The organism is Vibrio sp. 10N.222.46.A1 (genome assembly GCF_041473595.1).
GTDB classification, from domain to species: domain Bacteria; phylum Pseudomonadota; class Gammaproteobacteria; order Enterobacterales; family Vibrionaceae; genus Vibrio; species Vibrio tasmaniensis_A.
Genome location: NZ_JBFRSN010000105.1, coordinates 1 through 20,524, shown reverse-complemented (window position 1 = coordinate 20,524; position 20,524 = coordinate 1). Strand labels below are relative to the sequence as shown.

General features: G+C 45.0%; 18 protein-coding genes, 1 tRNA gene and 1 pseudogene. 11 read left to right on the top strand and 9 right to left on the bottom strand.

The window, feature by feature from the left end:
• Positions 1–209: 209 nt before the first annotated feature.
• The 3 genes from AB4496_RS03860 (at position 210) to AB4496_RS03850 (ending at position 3,098) form a co-directional block, all read left to right on the top strand.
• Positions 210–890 (top strand): TIGR00153 family protein, encoded by a 681-nt coding sequence (locus AB4496_RS03860; RefSeq protein WP_029223984.1) that lies wholly within the window; start codon positions 210–212, stop codon positions 888–890.
• Positions 891–1,018: 128 nt separating this feature from the next.
• Positions 1,019–2,281 carry an inorganic phosphate transporter gene (locus tag AB4496_RS03855; protein ID WP_012603189.1) on the top strand — a complete coding sequence of 421 codons (1,263 nt, stop codon included), beginning with the start codon at positions 1,019–1,021 and terminating at the stop codon, positions 2,279–2,281.
• A 205-nt stretch (positions 2,282–2,486) separates the two neighbouring features.
• Positions 2,487–3,098 (top strand): TIGR04211 family SH3 domain-containing protein, encoded by a 612-nt coding sequence (locus tag AB4496_RS03850; protein WP_017098289.1) that lies wholly within the window; start codon positions 2,487–2,489, stop codon positions 3,096–3,098.
• Between the two features lie 130 nt (positions 3,099–3,228).
• Here AB4496_RS03850 and AB4496_RS03845 read toward each other — a convergent pair whose 3' ends face one another.
• Complete coding sequence (locus AB4496_RS03845; protein WP_009847788.1) at positions 3,229–4,149, bottom strand: general secretion pathway protein GspB; 921 nt, start codon at positions 4,147–4,149, stop codon at positions 3,229–3,231.
• Entirely contained in the window at positions 4,149–5,837 is a 1,689-nt protein-coding gene (locus tag AB4496_RS03840) for an ExeA family protein (RefSeq protein WP_009847789.1), read from the bottom strand. The genes AB4496_RS03845 and AB4496_RS03840 overlap by 1 nt, the downstream gene beginning before the upstream one ends.
• Before the next feature lie 36 nt (positions 5,838–5,873).
• Here AB4496_RS03840 and AB4496_RS03835 point away from each other — a divergent pair, with 36 nt between their 5' ends.
• A complete protein-coding gene (locus AB4496_RS03835; RefSeq protein WP_009847790.1) occupies positions 5,874–7,190 on the top strand; it encodes a multifunctional CCA addition/repair protein in 1,317 nt (438 codons plus the stop codon).
• A 100-nt stretch (positions 7,191–7,290) separates the two neighbouring features.
• On the opposite strand, the gene AB4496_RS03830 is transcribed toward AB4496_RS03835, so the two are convergent.
• From AB4496_RS03830 to folB, 3 genes are read right to left on the bottom strand one after another with little or no spacing between them, the layout of a single operon-like run.
• Positions 7,291–8,094, bottom strand: coding sequence for an undecaprenyl-diphosphate phosphatase (locus tag AB4496_RS03830; RefSeq protein ID WP_009847791.1), 804 nt, complete (start codon positions 8,092–8,094; stop codon positions 7,291–7,293).
• Positions 8,095–8,108: 14 nt separating this feature from the next.
• Positions 8,109–8,591, bottom strand: coding sequence for a 2-amino-4-hydroxy-6-hydroxymethyldihydropteridine diphosphokinase (gene folK / locus AB4496_RS03825; protein ID WP_009847792.1), 483 nt, complete (start codon positions 8,589–8,591; stop codon positions 8,109–8,111).
• A complete protein-coding gene (folB, locus tag AB4496_RS03820) occupies positions 8,588–8,947 on the bottom strand; it encodes a dihydroneopterin aldolase (RefSeq protein WP_004735969.1) in 360 nt (119 codons plus the stop codon). The genes folK and folB overlap by 4 nt, the downstream gene beginning before the upstream one ends.
• 138 nt (positions 8,948–9,085) lie before the next feature.
• Between folB and plsY the strand changes: the two genes are divergently transcribed.
• Positions 9,086–9,682 (top strand): glycerol-3-phosphate 1-O-acyltransferase PlsY, encoded by a 597-nt coding sequence (gene plsY / locus AB4496_RS03815; protein ID WP_009847793.1) that lies wholly within the window; start codon positions 9,086–9,088, stop codon positions 9,680–9,682.
• A gap of 91 nt (positions 9,683–9,773) precedes the next feature.
• On the opposite strand, the gene AB4496_RS03810 is transcribed toward plsY, so the two are convergent.
• Both AB4496_RS03810 and tsaD read right to left on the bottom strand, forming a co-directional pair.
• Positions 9,774–10,589: an alpha/beta fold hydrolase gene (locus AB4496_RS03810; protein WP_009847794.1), complete on the bottom strand. Its 816-nt coding sequence runs from the start codon at positions 10,587–10,589 to the stop codon at positions 9,774–9,776.
• Positions 10,590–10,713: 124 nt separating this feature from the next.
• Positions 10,714–11,730, bottom strand: a complete 1,017-nt coding sequence (gene tsaD, locus AB4496_RS03805; RefSeq protein ID WP_009847795.1) for a tRNA (adenosine(37)-N6)-threonylcarbamoyltransferase complex transferase subunit TsaD — start codon at positions 11,728–11,730, stop codon at positions 10,714–10,716.
• Between the two features lie 258 nt (positions 11,731–11,988).
• Here tsaD and rpsU point away from each other — a divergent pair, with 258 nt between their 5' ends.
• The 6 genes from rpsU to AB4496_RS03775 all read left to right on the top strand — a co-directional run bounded on the left by rpsU (position 11,989) and on the right by AB4496_RS03775 (position 18,198).
• Positions 11,989–12,204, top strand: a complete 216-nt coding sequence (gene rpsU / locus AB4496_RS03800) for a 30S ribosomal protein S21 (protein WP_004396009.1) — start codon at positions 11,989–11,991, stop codon at positions 12,202–12,204.
• A gap of 25 nt (positions 12,205–12,229) precedes the next feature.
• Positions 12,230–12,673: a GatB/YqeY domain-containing protein gene (locus tag AB4496_RS03795; protein ID WP_009847797.1), complete on the top strand. Its 444-nt coding sequence runs from the start codon at positions 12,230–12,232 to the stop codon at positions 12,671–12,673.
• A gap of 119 nt (positions 12,674–12,792) precedes the next feature.
• Complete coding sequence (gene dnaG, locus AB4496_RS03790) at positions 12,793–14,544, top strand: DNA primase (protein WP_012603181.1); 1,752 nt, start codon at positions 12,793–12,795, stop codon at positions 14,542–14,544.
• Positions 14,545–14,643: 99 nt separating this feature from the next.
• Positions 14,644–16,488, top strand: coding sequence for an RNA polymerase sigma factor RpoD (gene rpoD, locus AB4496_RS03785; protein WP_009847799.1), 1,845 nt, complete (start codon positions 14,644–14,646; stop codon positions 16,486–16,488).
• A gap of 163 nt (positions 16,489–16,651) precedes the next feature.
• Positions 16,652–16,727, top strand: a tRNA-Ile gene (locus AB4496_RS03780).
• A gap of 202 nt (positions 16,728–16,929) precedes the next feature.
• Positions 16,930–18,198 carry an O-acetylhomoserine aminocarboxypropyltransferase/cysteine synthase family protein gene (locus AB4496_RS03775; RefSeq protein WP_010434545.1) on the top strand — a complete coding sequence of 423 codons (1,269 nt, stop codon included), beginning with the start codon at positions 16,930–16,932 and terminating at the stop codon, positions 18,196–18,198.
• Positions 18,199–18,330: 132 nt separating this feature from the next.
• On the opposite strand, the gene glmS is transcribed toward AB4496_RS03775, so the two are convergent.
• Positions 18,331–20,163: a glutamine--fructose-6-phosphate transaminase (isomerizing) gene (gene glmS / locus AB4496_RS03770; RefSeq protein WP_009847802.1), complete on the bottom strand. Its 1,833-nt coding sequence runs from the start codon at positions 20,161–20,163 to the stop codon at positions 18,331–18,333.
• A 107-nt stretch (positions 20,164–20,270) separates the two neighbouring features.
• A pseudogene (locus tag AB4496_RS03765) lies at positions 20,271–20,524 on the bottom strand (XRE family transcriptional regulator); the annotation flags it as partial.

The following is a 20,524-nucleotide window of genomic DNA, read 5'->3' as shown; positions in this document are numbered from 1 at the left end:
ATAGTTATACCTTTCTGTGAAGATAGGGACAGGATATTGCCAATTTGAAAACTCAGCAAGTCAGAAATATCGCCCTTATGATGATCTAAAACAGTTTTAATGAGACATTGATTAGGTTAACATGCGCGACTTTGTAGCCATCGCTTAACATTTCACCATGAATATGGTGTATGTTGTTTTAAGGTTATTATTTATTAGGTTGGATGACCATGCCAGTAAATACAATTATGGGGTTATTTGCAAAGTCCCCAATTAAACCTTTGCAGCGTCACGTAGTATGCGTGAACGAATGTTGTTCTCACCTAGTTAATTTCTTTGAAGTTTCTTCAAAAGGTGACTGGGAGAAAGCATCAGAAATTCGAGCTCAAATTTCTCACCTTGAGAAAGAAGCTGACGTACTAAAACGTGAAATTCGCCTTAAACTTCCTCGCGGTTTGTTTATGCCAGTTGATCGCACCGATATGTTGGAGCTATTAACTCAACAAGACAAACTAGCAAACCTAGCGAAAGACATTGCTGGCCGTGTATATGGTCGTCAACTTGTCATTCCTGCTCCTATGCAAGAAAACTTCATCGCTTACGTTAAACGTTGTCTAGATGCAGCGAACCAAGCACAAAACGTAATCAATGAACTAGACGAATTACTTGAAACGGGCTTTAAAGGCCGTGAAGTAACACTCGTTGCTGAAATGATTCATCAATTAGATGTAATTGAAGATGACACGGACGCGATGCAGATCGAACTACGCCAACAACTAATGGCGATTGAAGATGGTCTGAATCCAGTTGATATCATGTTCTTATACAAAATTCTTGAATGGGTTGGTGGTATTGCAGATCAAGCACAGCGTGTAGGCGCTCGTCTTGAAGTAATGCTTTCTCGATCTTAAATCATACGTTAACTATATAACGAAGAGCATTTTTTGAACAAACCACTTATGCGCTGAGTATTTCTCTCGCTGAGCGGTTTTTTGCGTCTAAATTTGTTCCGCTTGTTATCAAACAACTAGGTATTACGATGGATATCCTTGCTAACTACGGCACTGTCCTGATTATTGTTGCAGCAGCTTTCGGTTTCTTGATGGCTATTGGTATTGGTGCAAATGACGTTGCGAACGCAATGGGCACTTCAGTAGGCTCTAAAGCTCTAACCGTTAAACAAGCGATCATTATCGCAATGATCTTTGAATTCGCAGGTGCTTACCTTGCGGGCGGCGAAGTAACAGACACGATCCGTAAAGGTGTTATCGAAACATCTCTGTTTGCAGATCAACCTGACGTACTTGTGTACGGTATGATGTCTGCACTACTAGCTGCTGGTACATGGCTACTTCTAGCTTCATACATGGGCTGGCCAGTATCAACGACTCACTCAATCATCGGTGCAATCATCGGTTTTGCTTGTGTGTCTGTGGGTACTGAAGCTGTAGATTGGAACAGTGTCCAAGGCATTGTGGGAAGTTGGATTGTCACACCATTGATTTCCGGTATCTTCGCCTATCTCATATTTGTCAGTGCCCAGCGACTGATATTCGATACAGAAAACCCGCTATTCAATGCGAAGCGTTTTGTACCGGTATACATGTTCATTACTACAATGGTCATTGCACTTGTAACGATCAAGAAAGGTCTTAAGCACGTAGGCCTTCATCTAACCGGTACTGAAGCATGGTTATGGGCTGCAGGTGTTTCTGCTGTCGTCATGATTGGCGGTTACTTATACATTCAGAAGAAGTTTGCTAACCGCGAAGAAGACCACGGTTTTACTGGCGTAGAAGGTATCTTCAGCGTACTAATGGTTATCACAGCTTGTGCAATGGCATTCGCACACGGTTCAAACGACGTTGCGAACGCGATTGGTCCACTGTCTGCTGTTGTTTCAACGGTTGAGCACATGGGTGAAATCTCAGGTAAGAGCACTATCGCATGGTGGATTCTTCCACTAGGTGGTATTGGTATCGTTGTTGGTCTTGCAACAATGGGTCATAAAGTAATGGCAACCGTTGGTACTGGTATTACAGAACTAACTCCTAGCCGTGGCTTTGCAGCTCAACTAGCGACCGCGTGTACGGTTGTACTTGCTTCTGGTACTGGCCTTCCGATTTCAACCACGCAAACATTGGTTGGTGCGGTATTAGGTGTAGGCTTTGCTCGTGGTATCGCAGCTTTAAACCTAGGCGTTGTACGTAACATCGTAGCTTCTTGGATTGTGACGTTACCTGCAGGTGCTCTACTTGCTGTTGTATTCTTCTACGCAATTCAGGCTATGTTTACTATGTAATAGCCCTGACGCTAGTCAATATTAGCGTCAGAAAACGGTGAGCTTCAGTAAAGATATGTAAATACCATGTCATTATTGACTCAAACGCACAGAAAGGGAGGCTTTGCCTCCCTTCTTTGTTGCACCATATAAAAAAACTAAATATTATTTGCTCATTGAGGCTGACTCATACGCCTACTCAATTTGAATCGTTAAAGGATTTACTGTGAAAAAACTGATTAGCTTAGTTTTGTTCGCAATGCTTGCGGCTCCAGCTGCCTTTGCTCAAGACCGTTATATTGCTGACAAACTATTTACTTATATGCACTCTGGCCCAAACAATACTTTCCGTATCATAGGTAGTATTGATGCCGGCGAGAAAATCACCTACCTGCAAACTAACAAGAGCACGGGTTACACTCAGGTTCAAGATAGCCGAGGACGTAAAGGTTGGGTTGAGAGTAAGTTCGTAAGCACAAAAGAAAGTATGGCGCTGCGCATGCCTAAGCTAGAGAAAGAACTCTCTGAAGTAAAAGGCAAACTGGCGAATGCTCGCCAAAGTGCTGACAGCGAAAAAGCAGGTCTCGCAAGCTCTCTAGACTCTCGCAACAAACAGATTGCTGAACTAGAGCAGAACTACAGTGAGATTAGCCAACAGCTAACGAGCTCTCAAACTGAGAACCGTCAACTACGCGCTAAGCTAGATACTCAAAAAGATGACTTACTATTGAAGTACTTCATGTACGGTGGTGGTGTTGCTGGTATTGGTCTACTTCTTGGCCTTGTTCTGCCACACATCATGCCTCGTCGTAGAAAGTCACCAAACGGCTGGGCGTAAGCCTCGCATTTGCTAGTAGGTTCAGTATCGAATATCAAAAAGGAGCACCGAGGTGCTCCTTTTTATTTGTCTGGATTTATCATTCAAGTCACAGCGCTAACATCAATCACAGTAAGTAATATCGATAGTACTAACCTTTCCACTCATACAAAGCTGGGATTTCTATTTTCTGCTGATTGAATTCAATGATTACCGATTGTGGTTTAATCTCAAGCAACTGAATACCCCGCTCGATCCATTCCCCTTGAGCAACTTCATGTCCATTCACTTTTACCCAACGCTTAGTTTCGCTACTCGAGTACATGTGAGTTTGTAAGTCTAACTTAGGTAATACACCAGACAATCTATTGCCATGTGTTTCTAAATCGATGACCTGAGAATCCATATTCCCCACAGGTCTAGAATCCATCGGTTCAGATGAAACCGACTGCTCTCCCATCATTGATTCAAGCTTCAACGCTAAATCGGGTGACAACTCGGTGAGGTCTAACCCTTTCAGTAAATCACGGTCCGATTGCAGCGTGGCATTATCATTATTCGTTCCAGGTTGAACTGACGGTTCAATAGATAATGGCTCTAAATTCGTTGCTGCTTGATTACTAGTATCTACATTTGCCAATATCGCTTTTGAGTCACTAGCGATATTACCGATGTCGGTGCCCATCTTTGCATGTATCTCTTGACGCGGTAGTGCTTTCAAAAGCTGGCTTACCGGTGCCGAGCGAACAGAGAATAATGCTTCATCGTCTGCATCCACTGACACTGCATCCACACTGGCAATGTGAGGCTCAAGGTCTGATTGAAGCTTTGATTCAGGCAGAGCTACGGGGCTAGCCGAGCCTTGCTGCTGCTGTTGATTATGCGACTGGTAAGCCAGAACGCCGCCCACCAATAAAGAAGGCACCAAGACAAGGATCAGTCCCATTGTTAACGATGAACCTCGTTTGTTGCTAATCCCTCTAGCAGAACTAGGCACGTGATGGTTTTGGTAACCTTTAAAACTAGGTTTATTATTAGAAGACTGTTTAAGCTCGTGCATAATACGTGACATTAGCTTTCGCCTCCTTCTAATGACATCAACTTAGGCGAGTCGAGTTGAGCTAATCTCTGCAACCTTGCTAAGGTGCGCTTACCTGCGATGCCATCAACAGACATACCCTGCCAAGTTTGAAACGCTTCGATTTTCATTTTCAATTCATAGTCAAATACATCACTGCCCGATACGTCTTCACCCAAGACTTCTGAAAGCAATAGATCAAGTAAAGCAACCGCCTCACCTTGATAGCCCTCTTTCAGGGTCTCTCTTAGCGGCTGTTTCCAAATCGCGACATAATCACCTTGCCAAATTTGCTTTAAGGTGCGCTTAGGCATCACCAATAGCTTTTCGTTGACTAGGAGCTCAACAGACTCCTCAGACGCGCCATAAAGTACAGCAAACACAGGTTCTTGACCTAATTCCAGATTAAGAACCACGGGAACTCCAAGTTCAATCAAATATTCTAAATTGGCTTGATGTTGCTCACATACAAATACACTTTGTTGTTCACTCAAACATAGCCAATCACGAAGCGAAGATTCATACCCCCAAAGCGTGTATAGGTCCCTAATTGCAAGCGTTTGATTATTCCCTTGCCTTAAGTGATTCTGAACATCTTGTGGTAGTGCAAACTTCGAAGCCTTGAGATCTTGAACCGATATAGATTTATCATCCAATATCGGTGCTTCAGCCACAAATGAGCGTTGAGTATTCGCCGCTACTTCCGTTTTCACTTCACTGGAAGTATCCGCAGGCATCCATGAACTAATATAGGTTGGGGCGAAGTTAAAGGTCGCGATTACAAGGCCGACACTTAATGTGGCAATCCCCGCGTATTGGATTAATTTTGGAACTACATGAGTAGCACGAGTTTTCTCGACGTGATACACATCGGCCTGAAAGGACATGACCTGCTGACAAGCTCGGTTAACCGTTTCATTACTCGGTGATTTATCACCATCATGGAAAGCCAATTGCAGCGCTTTATCACACACCAAGTTAATGAGCCTCGGAATACCATGGGTATATTGGGAGATAAGCTTGATTGAACGATTCGAAAACAACATCTGCTCACCACCAGCCGTTTCCAAACGAAACGCGATGTACTTACCCGTTTCTTCGATATTAAGAGGTAGTAAGTGATAGCGACCTGTAATCCGCTGCGCGAGTTGACGTAGCTGTGTGGTTTGTAAGTGTTGCTGTAATTCAGGTTGGCCAACCAACAGCACCTTTAATAGCTTACGACTATCGGTTTCTAAATTGGTCAGAAGGCGTAGCTGCTCCAACACATCAGCTGCAAGGTGTTGGGCCTCATCTATCACCAATAAGGTTTGAATGCCTTCAGCATGGCTATCAAGCAGGAAGTGATGAATTGCCTGACTCAGCTGTTTCAACGACGCTTGTTCAGGGTATTCGACCTCAAACTCATCGCAAATAGCTTCAAGTAGATCTGAATTGGAAAACGTAGGGTTGAGTATAAGGCCAGCTTGAGTCTGATTATCGAGTGATGACAACATCGCTTTGGCGACCGTTGTTTTTCCAGTACCCACTTCACCAGTAAGCATCGCGAAGCCCCCACCTTCGCCTAAACCGGCTTGTAGGTTCTGCATCGCTTCTTGGTGACGCTGACTCAAAAACAAATAGCGAGAATTTGGTACAATCGAAAATGGCATCTCAACGAAGCCAAAATATTCCTTATACATGTGCTGCCCTATAATTACGATTAATGGAAAGTACCATTGCTCGCAGTAAAGTCCAGCAGTGATAAAACATTTCGAGGTGATAAGTTGCAAATATACGATAGCCTACCAAAAGACAATGGGCTACAGCGCTATCTAGTCGGTGGAGCGGTACGCGATAAGCTGCTCAATATTGATAGTTATGATAGAGATTGGGTCGTGGTAGGAAGTACCCCTCAAGAGATGGAAAGCCTTGGCTTTACTGCTGTCGGGAAAGATTTCCCTGTATTCTTACATCCAAAAACCAAAGAAGAGCACGCACTGGCTCGCACTGAGAAAAAATCCGGTTCGGGTTATACAGGTTTCGAATGTTACTTTGCACCAGATGTGAGTTTGGAAGAAGATCTCATGCGTCGAGATCTAACGATCAACGCCATCGCTCAAGATGACAATGGCCAACTTTACGATCCTTACCATGGCCAAAAAGATCTCTCTGATCGTATTCTAAGGCACGTCTCGGATGCCTTTGTTGAAGATCCTCTTCGTGTGCTGCGTGTGGCTCGCTTCGCCGCCAAACTCCATCATCTCAACTTTACGGTTGCATCTGAAACCATGGTGATGATGAGTGAGATAGTGCAATCAGGTGAACTGGCACACCTCACTGCCGAACGAGTTTGGCAGGAGTGGCATAAATCTCTTAGTACTCCGCACCCTGAAGTGTTCCTTTCTATACTGAAAGAGTGTGGCGCATTAGCTGTTGTGTTGCCTGAAATTGACGCTCTATTTGGTGTGCCTCAACCTGAAAAATGGCACCCTGAGATCGACACGGGCATTCACACTCTGATGGTGGCTAAACAAGCAGCACTCTTAAGCCAGTCATTGCCAGTACGCTTTGCCGCTCAAGTACATGATTTAGGTAAAGGCGTCACGCCAGAAAGCGAGTGGCCAAGCCACAAAATGCATTGCCATACAGGCTTAAAAATCATTAAGAAGCTGTGTGAAAGAGTCAGAGTGCCCAATGAATTCAGAGACCTCGCACTGTTAGTGTGCGAACAGCATTCCAATATCCACCGTGCAGGCGAGCTAAAGCCAACCACCTTCCTCAAGGTTCTCAACAAATTCGATGTTTGGCGTAAGCCAGATAGACTCGACGATATACTGCTTTGCTGCCAGGCCGATCACGCAGGCCGAAAAGGATTAGAAGATCAGCCTTACCCTCAGAAAGCGCGTTTTGAAGTGGCTTACCAAGCAGCGCTTCAAGTCGAAGTGAAATCGATTATTGCCGATGGTTTTCAAGGTAAATATATTCGAGAAGAACAAGAAAAACGCAGAGCGGTCGCAATTGAAAGGGCCCTATCTGAACTCGCTGATAATTAAGCATTAGAAGATTGATAAACACGTATCAAAAAACCCGCTATTAGGCGGGTTTTTCCGTTTCAATCTGTAGGACCATACATGTGTCTTCGTAAGTCGAGCGCTACTGCATCATCAAGAAAGCGAATAGACCAAAACCTAAAATCAAGCGGTAAATAACAAACGGCGTCATACCCATACGAGAGATAAGCTTCAAGAAGAAGTGAATACAGATATAAGCACTAATGAAAGAAACCACGATTCCCGTTAGCAAAGTACCAACATGGATTGGATCACCACTGGTCACTAACTTCAGGCCCAAATAACCACCAGCCAGAGTGATGATTGGGATAGACATCAAGAAAGAGAATCGAGCCGCCGCTTCACGTGTGAAACCAAGGTAAAGTGCTGCGGTAATCGTTGCGCCAGAGCGAGACGTACCTGGGATGATCGCCATTGCTTGAGCAAGACCAATAAACAGCGCCTTTTTCCAACCCGCTTGGTATTCGTCATCACGCAGGCTTGAGTTCTTATCCACCCACCATAGCAACAGACCAAAGATAATGGTGGTCGTCGCTATCCCCCATGCACTGCGCAAGTAAAGCTCAACAATATCTTTCATCAACAAACCAAAGATACACGCAGGAATCGTCGCGAGAATGATCATCCACGCTAACTTCGCTTCTTTACTGCGATCGCCTTTAAACACTGAACCAAAGAATGCGCTCAACAGAGAGACCACTTCTTTACGGAAATAGATAACCACGGCTGCCAAAGTACCGACATGGACAGCCACATCAAAAGCCAAGCCTTGATCTTCCCAACCTAAAACAGCAGAAGGAAGGATTAAGTGTGCAGAACTGGAAATAGGTAAAAACTCAGTAAAGCCTTGCACCAACGCCAACATAAACGCTTCAAAATAACTCATTACTTGCCTTCAAATTATAGTTTCATATCTACAACAGAGAGTGTGTCTAATTGCTGCATATTCTGCCATATTTCACTGACGGTTCTTCCATCTTGCGGGATCACTCTCGCAGGACAGAGATCATAAAGTGGTTGTGTTACAAAAGAATATTTATAGATATCACTGCGTGGTAATTCTGGCTCGCTCTCAGAAACCACCTCTCCAAACAGCACAATATCAAGATCGAGCTTTCGATCTTGAAGCTTATGGGCATCTTGAGGGCGACCCCATTTAAACTCAATTTCACGGAGGTGCTGTGAAAATTCAGTCAATGAGAGTGATGTATCGATCTCAACCACAAAGTTATAAAACGAGTGGCTTTTAAACCCCACAGGCTCACAGTGATAGATCTTAGAGCATTTAAGGTTAGTCCCTAATGATTGAAGCTCTGTCCATGCCACCCTTGCATGCTTGTCGCGGTCTATGTTCGTGCCAACACCAACATAGGCTATTGTCATGCTTGACCTCTTTCGATGATCACACCCACGGCTTTTGCTTGTGGTACTGCGCCAGGCTTCGCTAGACGAATTTTAATCCAAGGCACTGAGAACTGAGTCATAATCAATTCAGCGACTTCTTCTGCCACACGCTCAACCAATAGGAATCGGCCATTCGCAATGTGGTCAAGTACGGCAGTGCTGACTGTCGAGTAATCCAAAGCATCGACAACATCATCACTCTTACCTGCTGGGCGATTGTCATGAGCCATTTCAATATCAAGCACAAGTTTTTGTTTAATCTCTTGTTCCCAATCGTAAACACCGATCGTTGTAATTACTTCTAGCTGTTCAATGAAAACTTTATCCAGTGCCATGACTTGTCCTTTTAGAGGTCGGATACCCATACCGGGGAAAAAAACGTATTATTTGCGTAATTCCAGATATGATATCAATTACTCTTAGATTGAGCATTATTTTCCCATCGTTAGGCTTATAACTGTTTAAGGAAAAACATGACCCCATTGGCACTCATCATGATTATTGCTGCCTATTTACTAGGTTCAATCTCTAGTGCGGTCTTGATATGCCGAGTCTTAAGACTTCCTGACCCAAGAACTGTGGGGTCCAATAACCCCGGAGCCACCAATGTGCTTCGCGTGGGTGGCAAAGGCGCCGCTGCGGCCGTCCTGCTTTGTGACATGCTTAAAGGCACCATTCCTGTTTGGCTTGGCTACTACCTCAAGATCGATCCCATCATTTTAGGTGTTGTGGCGATCGCAGCCTGCCTTGGTCATATGTATCCAATATTCTTCCACTTTAAAGGTGGTAAAGGCGTCGCAACCGCACTCGGAGCTATCGCCCCAATTGGATTCGATCTAACGGGCATGATCATGGCGACCTGGTTAGTTGTGGCATTTTTGTTTCGTTATTCTTCTTTAGCTGCACTGGTTACTGTGTTGCTCGCACCTTTCTACGCTTGGTTAGTCAAACCTCAATACACACTGCCTGTGGCCATGTTGTGTTGTTTGATCGTCCTACGTCACCATCAGAATATCCGCCGCCTACTCGATGGCAGCGAACCAAAACTCGGGCAAAAAAAATCGGCTTAAACTGTCATGTCTAAGCCGATCCATTTTTAAATTGAGATACGTTTAAACCAACGTAAATCTCTGTCGAGCAATACTATTCAATATCTAAAGCTTACAGCAGATGTTTATCTAAAAACGTCTTCAGCATTGTGTTCACAAACTCTGGTTGCTCTAGCGAACTAATATGACCAGCATCAGGAATCACCACTAACTCACTGCCCGTAATACAATCGTTCATTAGGTATGACTCAAGTGCCGGACGTGGTTTGTCTTCTTGCCCTACAGCGATCAAAACTGGCAGTGCAAAGCTCTCTACTGCTTCAATCATATCGCGACGTCCAAAGACCATTCGACCGATTCGAGCCACTTCTTCAGCGTTCTCACCCTTAAGAGCCGATAATTTCTGAGTAAAGCCTTCCACTAAAGTTGGCGTGTTTGTTTGAGCATCATTTGCAAAGAACAATGGAACAACCGCTTCAACAATCGGTTGAGGAACCATCTTGGTTTGAGTAATGGTGTCTAACATGCTGAAGTATTTAGCATGAGCAACTTCTGGTTCTAAACCAACAAAGGTATCCATTAGAACTAAAGATTTAATACGTGCAGGTGCAAGTTCCGCTAACTCGGTTCCCCACATACCGCCAACCGATAAACCTACTACGGAAAATTCTTCGATTTCTAAATGATCAAGTAGATCCAAAATGTGTTGAGCGTAATCTTTTAAGTTGCGCATCGAGCTCGGCGCGGCTTGTGATTCACCATGAGACCAAAGCTCTGGAACAATACAGCGATACTGAGCTTTTAGAGCCTCGATCTGTGGCTGCCACATTGCACTGTCCCAAAGGTAGCTGTGGCCTAATACAACAACAGGGCCTTGACCTTCATCTAGGTACGCCATCGATTGATTGTCTACTGTGAACTTGTTCATTTTCTTCCCTAATCTCTATCAGCAATTATTTATCGACATACAGTCGGTAAGCTAGGATATAAAAACGGCCGCACTCAGCGACCGTTTATCGAAATACTATGGTTTATTTGGCGATTGGTTATGATTAAACAATCGGCTCTAGCTGGTCAATTGGCCAACGCGGTGTGGCATGGACAGATAAATCAGCCGTTTCACCATTCTTCAGGCGCTGCATGCCCGCATAAGCGATCATCGCACCGTTATCTGTACAGAACTCAGTGCGTGGGTAGTACACCTCCCCACCGATTTTCTTGGCTAATGCTTCAAGCTCAACTCGTAGTTGTTTGTTGGCACTCACACCGCCAGCAATCACGATACGTTTCATACCCGTCTCTACCAACGCACGCTTACACTTGATTACCAAGGTCGCACAAACCGCTTCTTGGAACGCATAAGCGATGTCAGCACGAGTTTGGTCATCATTGTCATTAGCACGAATGGTATTTGCCGCGAACGTTTTCAAGCCCGAAAAGCTCATATCTAGACCCGGACGATCGGTCATTGGACGTGGGAACTTAAAACGACCTGGCGTGCCTTTTTCTGCGAGTCGAGATAGCAGTGGACCACCTGGGTAATCTAAGCCCATTAGCTTCGCGGTTTTATCAAACGCTTCACCCGCCGCATCATCAATCGATTCACCAAGAATTCGGTATTCACCAATGCCTTTCACTTCTACCATCATGGTATGACCGCCAGACACCAGCAGAGCAACAAATGGGAATGGTGGAGGATTATCTTCTAGCATTGGCGCAAGAAGGTGACCTTCCATATGGTGCACTGGCACAGCAGGCACGCCCCACGCATAGGCAATACTGCGACCAATCGTTGCGCCCACAAGCAATGCACCAACCAAACCAGGGCCAGCCGTGTAAGCCACGCCATCAATATCTTTCGACGTTAGGTTCGCTTCTGCCAATGCCGCTTTAATCAGTGGAATGGTTTTTTTTACGTGGTCACGCGACGCTAGCTCAGGTACCACACCACCGTAATCGGCGTGCAGCTTTACTTGGCTGTATAACTGATGAGAAAGCAGCCCTTGCTCATCATCATAAATTGCGATTCCTGTTTCATCACAAGAGGTTTCAATACCAATAATGCGCATAATTTTCTCGGCACGCTTTCGTCTAAAATGGGAAATTAGCGCAATATTACCCTGCCTAAGCTCTTCAAACAAATATTGTACAGACTATAATCGACAAAGTGCTTTACAAAGCCACTGTGATCGGATTAAAATTCCGCACCATTTTTGATCAAGCTGGTTAATGACCAAACGCGAATAGAGAGTTAGCTCGATGGGTAACTTCTCTGATTTGGTACTGAATAACCAGCGATAATGAATAACCCCTGAGGTGAAAGGCATATGCCAATAGTTAAAGTACGTGAAAACGAACCGTTCGACGTTGCACTACGTCGTTTCAAGCGCTCTTGTGAAAAAGCAGGTATCCTTTCTGAAGTGCGTCGTCGTGAGCATTACGAAAAGCCAACTACAGTTCGCAAACGCGCTAAAGCAGCAGCTCAAAAGCGTCACGCTAAAAAGCTAGCTCGCGAAAACGCACGTCGCGTTCGTCTGTACTAATAACTTAATCCATAAGGACTGAGTTATGGCTCTTATTGAACAACTCAAAGAAGAGCAAAAATTAGCGATGAAAGCCAAGGACAAACCGCGCCTTGGCACTATCCGCTTAGCTCTTTCAGCAATTAAGCAACGTGAAGTTGACGAACGGATCACTCTGAACGACGACGACATTATTGCTATATTAGTTAAAATGGTTAAGCAACGTCGCGATTCTGTTGCTCAATATGAATCGGCAAATCGGCAAGATCTTGCTGACGTGGAAAAAGCAGAAATTACGGTACTTGAAGGCTTTATGCCTCAACCGCTAACTGAAGAAGAAGTTATTGCACTACTTGATAGCGCAATTGCAGAAGCTCAACCTGCGGGCATGCAAGACATGGGTAAAGTAATGGCTATCTTGAAACCACAAATTCAAGGGCGTGCAGATATGGGTAAAGTTAGTGGTTTAGTTCGTTCTAAACTCGCTTAATCCCAAATCAAATTGCAACAAGCCGTGCAATCCTTCGGAACGCACGGCTTGTTTGTATCTGTAACCTATTCAAACTATTATTATCCACACTCTCAGTTAGTGCATTTTTCTAAGGTTTTATGGCAGGACACATCCCGCGTAGTTTCATCGATGATCTCCTAGCGCGTCTCGACATTGTCGATATTGTGGACGCACGCGTGAAACTTAAGAAAAAAGGCAAAAACTATGGTGCTTGTTGCCCATTTCACAACGAAAAGACCCCTTCTTTCAGCGTAAGCCAAGAAAAACAGTTTTATCACTGCTTTGGTTGTGGCGTACACGGCAATGCTATCGACTTCATTATGGAGTTCGAACGTCTCGATTTTGTTGAAGCGATTGAAGAGCTGGCCTCATTTTTAGGACTTGATGTTCCTAGAGAACAGCGCAGCGGTGAAATATCTACGGCGCCAAGAGCCAACAGCGAACAAAAACGTAACCTCTACGATTTGATGGGCGGCATCAGTAATTTTTACCGCTCTCAGCTGAAAATTTCAGCTAACAAACCTGCGATTGATTACCTAAAAAATCGCGGTCTTTCTGGTGAAATCGTACAGAAGTTTGGCATTGGCTACGTCGCTGATGAATGGGACTTGGTTCGTAAGAACTTTGGCCAACAAAAAGAAGCCCAAGACATGCTCGTTACTGGCGGCATGTTGATAGAAAACGATAAAGGCAACCGATACGATCGATTCCGTGGACGCGTGATGTTCCCGATTCGTGACCGTCGAGGCCGAGTGATCGGGTTTGGTGGTCGTGTCTTAGAAGACGGCACACCGAAATACCTGAACTCACCAGAAACGCCTATCTTCCATAAAGGCAAAGAGCTTTACGGCCTTTATGAAGTGCTGCAAGCCTACCGTGAACCGCCGCAAATACTTGTGGTTGAAGGTTACATGGATGTCGTGGCATTAGCGCAATATGGTGTTGATTACTCAGTGGCATCACTGGGCACCTCGACAACCGGTGACCACGTTCAAATGTTGTTCCGCCAAACCAGCACAGTGGTTTGTTGTTACGACGGTGACCGAGCAGGTAAAGAAGCGGCGTGGCGCGCACTCGAAAATGCGCTTGAATACCTGAAAACAGGTAACACGCTCAAGTTTCTGTTCTTGCCAGACGGTGAAGACCCAGACAGCTATATTAGAGAACACGGTCAGGCTGCTTTCGAACAGCTCGTCCACAATGCGACACCGCTTTCTACTTACTTGTTCGATAATCTTATTGAGATACACAAGTTGAACTTGGGAACAACGGAAGGGAAGTCGGCACTGCGAGCACACGCAAGCGCCTTGATTAACAAAATCCCTGACAGTTATTTCCAAGAACTGCTCGAGAAATTATTGGATGAGCGTACTGGTTTTGATAACCAACTGAGACGAGCTCGTGTTCATACTAAGAACCCGACACCTCAACCGCATAAAGAACTGAAACGCACTCCAATGCGAGAAGTTATCGCTTTGCTTATCCAAAATCCGAGCTATGCTGATATGGTACCGGATTTATCAAGTGTCAAAGGCTTACAGTTGCCTGGACTAAGTTTATTCGTCGAAGTACTTGATAAATGCCACGCGCATCCCCATATCAACACAGGCCAATTATTAGAGCATTGGCGACACAATAAACATGAGGCGCTTCTGTCTCGTCTCGCGAGCTGGGAAATCCCCCTCGACGAAGACAATCAAGAAGACATATTTTTAGACTCATTGGACAATATCCTTGCCCAGTGCGTTGAAAAACAAATTGAAAACCTGCAGGCCAAAGCAAGAAGTGTCGGTTTATCAGCCGAAGAAAAAAGGGAGCTACTAGCTTTAATGCTAGATCTAAAAGCGTAACCCTGTTTGATTAGTCAGCATTTAATAAATTTGTTAACATAATTGGTTTGCATTTGAGAATGCAACGTCCTTCACCAGACCTGAAGTTGGATATCATCTATGGATCAAAATCCGCAGTCACAGCTAAAATTACTTGTTATTAAAGGCAAGGAACAAGGCTATCTGACCTACGCCGAAGTAAACGACCACCTACCTGCAGAAATCGTGGATTCTGAACAGGTAGAAGACATCATTCAAATGATCAATGACATGGGTATCAAGGTAGTAGAAACTGCACCTGACGCTGATGATCTAGCACTTAATGATGACGATGCCAATATAGATGAAGATGCAGCTGAAGCTGCTGCTGCTGCGCTGTCAAGCGTAGAAAGCGAGATTGGCCGTACAACTGACCCAGTTCGTATGTACATGCGTGAAATGGGTACAGTTGAACTACTGACTCGTGAAGGCGAAATCGACATTGCGAAGCGTATTGAAGATGGTATCAATACTGTTCAATTATCTGTAGCTGAGTACCCAGGCACTATTCCATACATCTTGGAACAGTTTGACCGCGTACTCGCTGAAGAGATTCGTTTAACAGATCTAATCAATGGCTTTGTTGACCCAGACGACGATGGCACAGCTGCGCCAACGGCGACTCACATCGGTTCAGAACTTGCTAAAACTGATCTAGAAGACGAAGACAAAGAAGAAGCAGAAGACGACGAGGAAGAAGAAGAGGAAGATACAGGTATTGATCCTGAGCTTGCTCTTGAGAAGTTCACAGCACTTCGCACTAGCTACCAAAACCGTCAACTCGCAATCAATGAATACGGCCATGAAAGTCCGAAAGCCACACTTGCAACGACAATGATGCAAGACGTATTCAAAGAGTTCCGTCTAACGCCAAAACAGTTCGATTACCTAGTAAACGAACTGCGTACTTCAATGGATCGCGTACGTACTCAAGAACGCCTAATCATGCGTCAAACGGTTGAGTACGGCAAAATGCCGAAGAAATCTTTCATTGCTCTATTTACTGGTAATGAATCTAGCGAAGCATGGTTGGACGAAGTTCTTGCTTCAGACAAACCATACGCTGAAAAGATCAAACGTAACGAACACGACATCCGTCGTTCTATCCAAAAGCTGGATATAATCGAACGTGAAACGTCTCTTACTGTTCAAAGCATTAAAGATATCAGCCGTCGTATGTCTATCGGTGAAGCGAAAGCTCGTCGTGCTAAGAAAGAGATGGTTGAAGCGAACTTACGTCTAGTAATCTCGATTGCTAAGAAGTACACAAACCGTGGTCTACAATTCCTGGATCTAATCCAAGAAGGTAACATAGGTCTGATGAAAGCAGTAGATAAGTTTGAATACCGTCGTGGTTACAAGTTCTCTACTTACGCTACGTGGTGGATCCGTCAAGCAATCACTCGTTCGATTGCCGACCAAGCTCGTACTATCCGTATTCCGGTTCACATGATCGAAACGATCAACAAACTAAACCGTATCTCTCGTCAAATGCTACAAGAGATGGGTCGTGAACCACTTCCGGAAGAGTTGGCTGAGCGCATGCAAATGCCTGAAGACAAGATCCGTAAAGTACTGAAAATCGCTAAAGAGCCTATCTCAATGGAGACACCAATCGGTGACGACGAAGATTCGCACCTAGGTGATTTCATCGAGGATACAACGCTAGAACTGCCTTTAGACTCTGCAACGGCAACAAGCCTGCGCGGCGCAACTAAAGACGTTCTTGCAGGCCTAACGCCTCGTGAAGCGAAAGTACTGCGTATGCGTTTCGGTATCGACATGAACACTGACCACACTCTAGAAGAAGTGGGTAAGCAGTTCGACGTTACTCGTGAACGTATCCGTCAGATCGAAGCAAAAGCACTGCGTAAACTTCGTCACCCAAGCCGCTCAGAAACTCTGCGTAGCTTCCTAGACGAGTAATTACACACTTTAGTGTGGTTAGCTTTTAAGCATAAAATAAAAAAGGTGAGCGTTGGCTCACCTTTTTTGTGCCTATATGATTTAAGTGGCTAAGATGTAAGCGGAATTGCCCCTCATAGTGTCTAGACACCAATGAATGCTTCCCCTATAATCTATGCCCTACGGCCCCTTAGCTCAGTGGTTAGAGCGCACGACTCATAATCGTTCGGTCCCCAGTTCAAATCTGGGAGGGGCCACCAAATTAGAAAAGCCAGAACAGTTCACACTGCTCTGGCTTTTTGCTTTTCTGAAGCTGTACAACTCACCGCTGTATTTCCTACAAATAACGAATTGTCCCACACGCAATTCCAATTCCCTCTCTGTGACTAAATATACTTTTCTTTTATAAAAAAATCGGCAATATGAGAGTACACAAATCATTCAATAGTTCAGGGAAGACTCATGAAAGACGAAACGCTCTCGATTCACTTCGGCTACGAAACTGATCCAACAACCAAATCAGTTGCGACCCCTATTTACCAAACCGTTGCTTACGAATTCGATGACGCACAACACGGTGCAGACCTGTTTAATCTTGCGGTACCCGGTAATATCTACACTCGCATAATGAACCCAACCAATGATGTGTTGGAAAAACGCATGGCAGCCTTAGAGGGTGGTATTGCAGGCTTAGTGGTGAGTGCGGGCAGCGCGGCGATCAACTACGCCATTCAAACGTTGGCACAAATCGGTGACAACATCGTTTCAACGCCTCAGCTTTACGGCGGTACTTACACTCTATTTGCTCACATGCTGCCAAACCAAGGGATAGAAGTTCGCTTTGCCAAAGACGACAAACCTGAAAGCTTAGCGGCACTGATTGATGAAAAAACCAAAGCGGTTTACTGCGAAAGTATCGGTAACCCCGCTGGTAATATTATCGACTTAGAACGAGTTGCTGAGCTTGCTCACGCACAAGGTGTACCTGTGATTGTCGATAACACGGTGGCGACACCTGTGTTGTGTAAACCTATCGATTTTGGTGCTGATATTGTGGTGCACTCACTCACCAAATACGTTGGTGGTCACGGAACAACATTGGGTGGCGTGATTGTCGACTCAGGCAAATTCCCATGGGCAGAGCACAAAGATCGCTTCCCAGTATTTAATCAGCCAGAACCTTCTTACCACGGTGTGGTGTACACCGAGGCTTTTGGTGAAGCCGCGTTTATTGGTCGTGCTCGAACGGTTCCACTACGTAATACAGGCGCTGCACTGTCGCCTATGAATGCCTTCATGCTAATGCAAGGTCTAGAAACGTTGTCGTTACGCATGGAGCGACACACAGAGAACGCACTAAAAGTAGCAGAGTACCTTCAGCAACATGAGAAAGTGAGTTGGGTGAGCTACGCTGGTTTACCAACGTCTGAGTTCTATCCGCTGGCTGAGAAATACATGCAAGGTAAGCCGTCTGCCATTTTATCTTTTGGCTTGAAAGATGGTTATGAAGCCGGTGTTCGTTTCTATGATGCGCTACAAATATTCAAGCGCTTGGTGAACATTGGCGATGCAAAATCTCTCGCTTGTCACCCTGCTTCTACAACACACCGTCAATTAAGCGAAGCGGAACAAAAGCAAGCAGGTGTGTCACCAGAGATGATTCGTCTCTCAGTAGGTATCGAGCACATTGACGATATCTTGGCTGACCTAGAGCAAGCACTTAGCGCTTAATGCTTAATGCTTAATGCTTAATGCTTAATGACGCTACAGCTAGCTCTAACACGAATCGTTAACTAGCAGACACAAAAAAGCCCATCACAGGATGGGCTTCTTATTATCTAATTTTCTTAGATAAGCTAACGATTACTCAACAGTAACCGCTTTCGCAAGGTTACGAGGTTGGTCAACGTCAGTACCTTTGATTAGCGCTACGTGGTAAGACAACAACTGCATCGGTACTGTGTAGTAGATAGGTGCTGTTACTTCACTTACGTGAGGCATCTTGATGATCTTCATGTTCTCATCGCTTTCAAAGCCTGCATCTTCATCTGCGAATACGTAAAGTAGACCGCCACGAGCACGTACTTCTTCAACGTTTGATTTCAGTTTCTCTAGCAAGTCGTTGCTTGGTGCAATAACGACGACTGGCATATCTGCATCGATAAGAGCCAAAGGACCGTGCTTAAGCTCACCAGCCGCGTATGCTTCTGCGTGGATGTAAGAGATCTCTTTCAGTTTAAGAGACGCTTCCATCGCGATTGGGTAGAACTCACCACGACCCAAGAATAGTGTGTGGTGCTTATCTGCAAAATCAGGTGCTAGCTCTTCGATCTCTTTATCAAACGCTAATGCTTTTTCAATATCAGCAGGCAGTTGATGCAGTGCTTGAACGATCTCAGCTTCTTTCTCTTCATTGATGCGACCTTGTAGACGACCAATTGACGTTACCATCATCAGCATAGCCGCTAGCTGTGTCGTGAAGGCTTTAGTTGAAGCAACGCCGATCTCAGTTCCTGCGCGAGTCATGAAGGCAAAATCAGATTCACGAACTAGCGAAGAACCCGCAACGTTACAGATAGTCATTGCCGACATGTAACCTTTTTCTTTTGCAAGACGAAGTGCAGCAAGCGTATCCGCCGTTTCACCAGACTGAGACAGAGTCACCAATAGGCTGTTCGGGCGAACAACGAAATCACGGTAACGGAATTCAGAGGCAATCTCTACGTCACAGCTTACGCCTGCTAGAGACTCAAACCAGTAACGAGCTGCCATGCCTGAGTTGTAAGACGTACCACATGCGATGATCTGCACGTGTTCTACCTTGCTTAGGATCTCTTCCGCTTTAACACCGATTGCATTAGTGATTACAGAAGTGTCAGAGATACGACCTTCCATTGTGTTGATCAGCGCTGTTGGCTGCTCAAAGATCTCTTTCTGCATGAAGTGACGGTATTGACCTTTATCACCTGCATCGTGTTCTGCGTTTGATTCAACGATTTCACGCCCTACACGCTCGCCCGCTACATCAAATACTGTTACATCACGACGAGTCACCTCAGCAACATCACCCTCTTCTAAGTACATGAAGCGACGAGTTACGCTTAATAGCGCTAGTTGGTCAGAAGCAAGGAAGTTCTCGCCCACACCAAAACCGATAACGATTGGGCTACCAGAACGAGCAACAACGATACGGCTAGGATCTTTACGATCAACCGCCACCGTGCCGTATGCACCGTCTAATTGTTTTGCTGTTTTTTGCAGAGCTTCAACCAAAGAAGCTGACGTGCGAAGTTCCCACTCAACAAGATGAGCGATAACTTCAGTATCCGTTTGTGAAGTAAACACATAACCACGCTCTTGAAGAAGAGCACGCAGTGCTTCGTGGTTTTCGATAATACCATTGTGTACAACAGCAATATCACCAGACATGTGTGGGTGTGCGTTTGCTTCAGAAGGCTCACCGTGTGTCGCCCAACGTGTATGAGCTATACCAGTACCGCCAATAACATGTTGTTGATCGACTGCGTCTGCTAGCTCTTGTACTTTACCAAGGCGGCGTACACGAGTTAGGTTAGATTCGCTATCAACTACAGCGACACCCGCTGAATCGTAGCCTCGGTATTCTAGGCGGCGAAGGCCTTCTACTAAAATTTCGGCTACATCACGCTGTGCTACTGCACCAACAATTCCACACATAGTTTCACTCCATCAATTTTGTTTTATTCCTATTGGCAGCAAGCAAAGGCCATATCTTTATTAAGATTAATTATAGGAAGGTAAATGCATAATATTTAAATTTGTTTTTACGCTGGATCAGTCAAGATCACACGAACATCATGTGATTCGATACTTGCTTGAGATTCTTTGCTCAAATCTGTATCGGTAATCAAAATGTCGATGTGGTTCCAAGCCAACTCTAAATTGGGGATCTTTCGCCCCACCTTTTCCGACTCAACCATCACGATCACTTCTCGTGACACTTCAGCCATTACTTTACTTAGACCAACCAATTCATTGAACGTGGTCGTGCCTCTATCAAGGTCGATACCATCAGCCC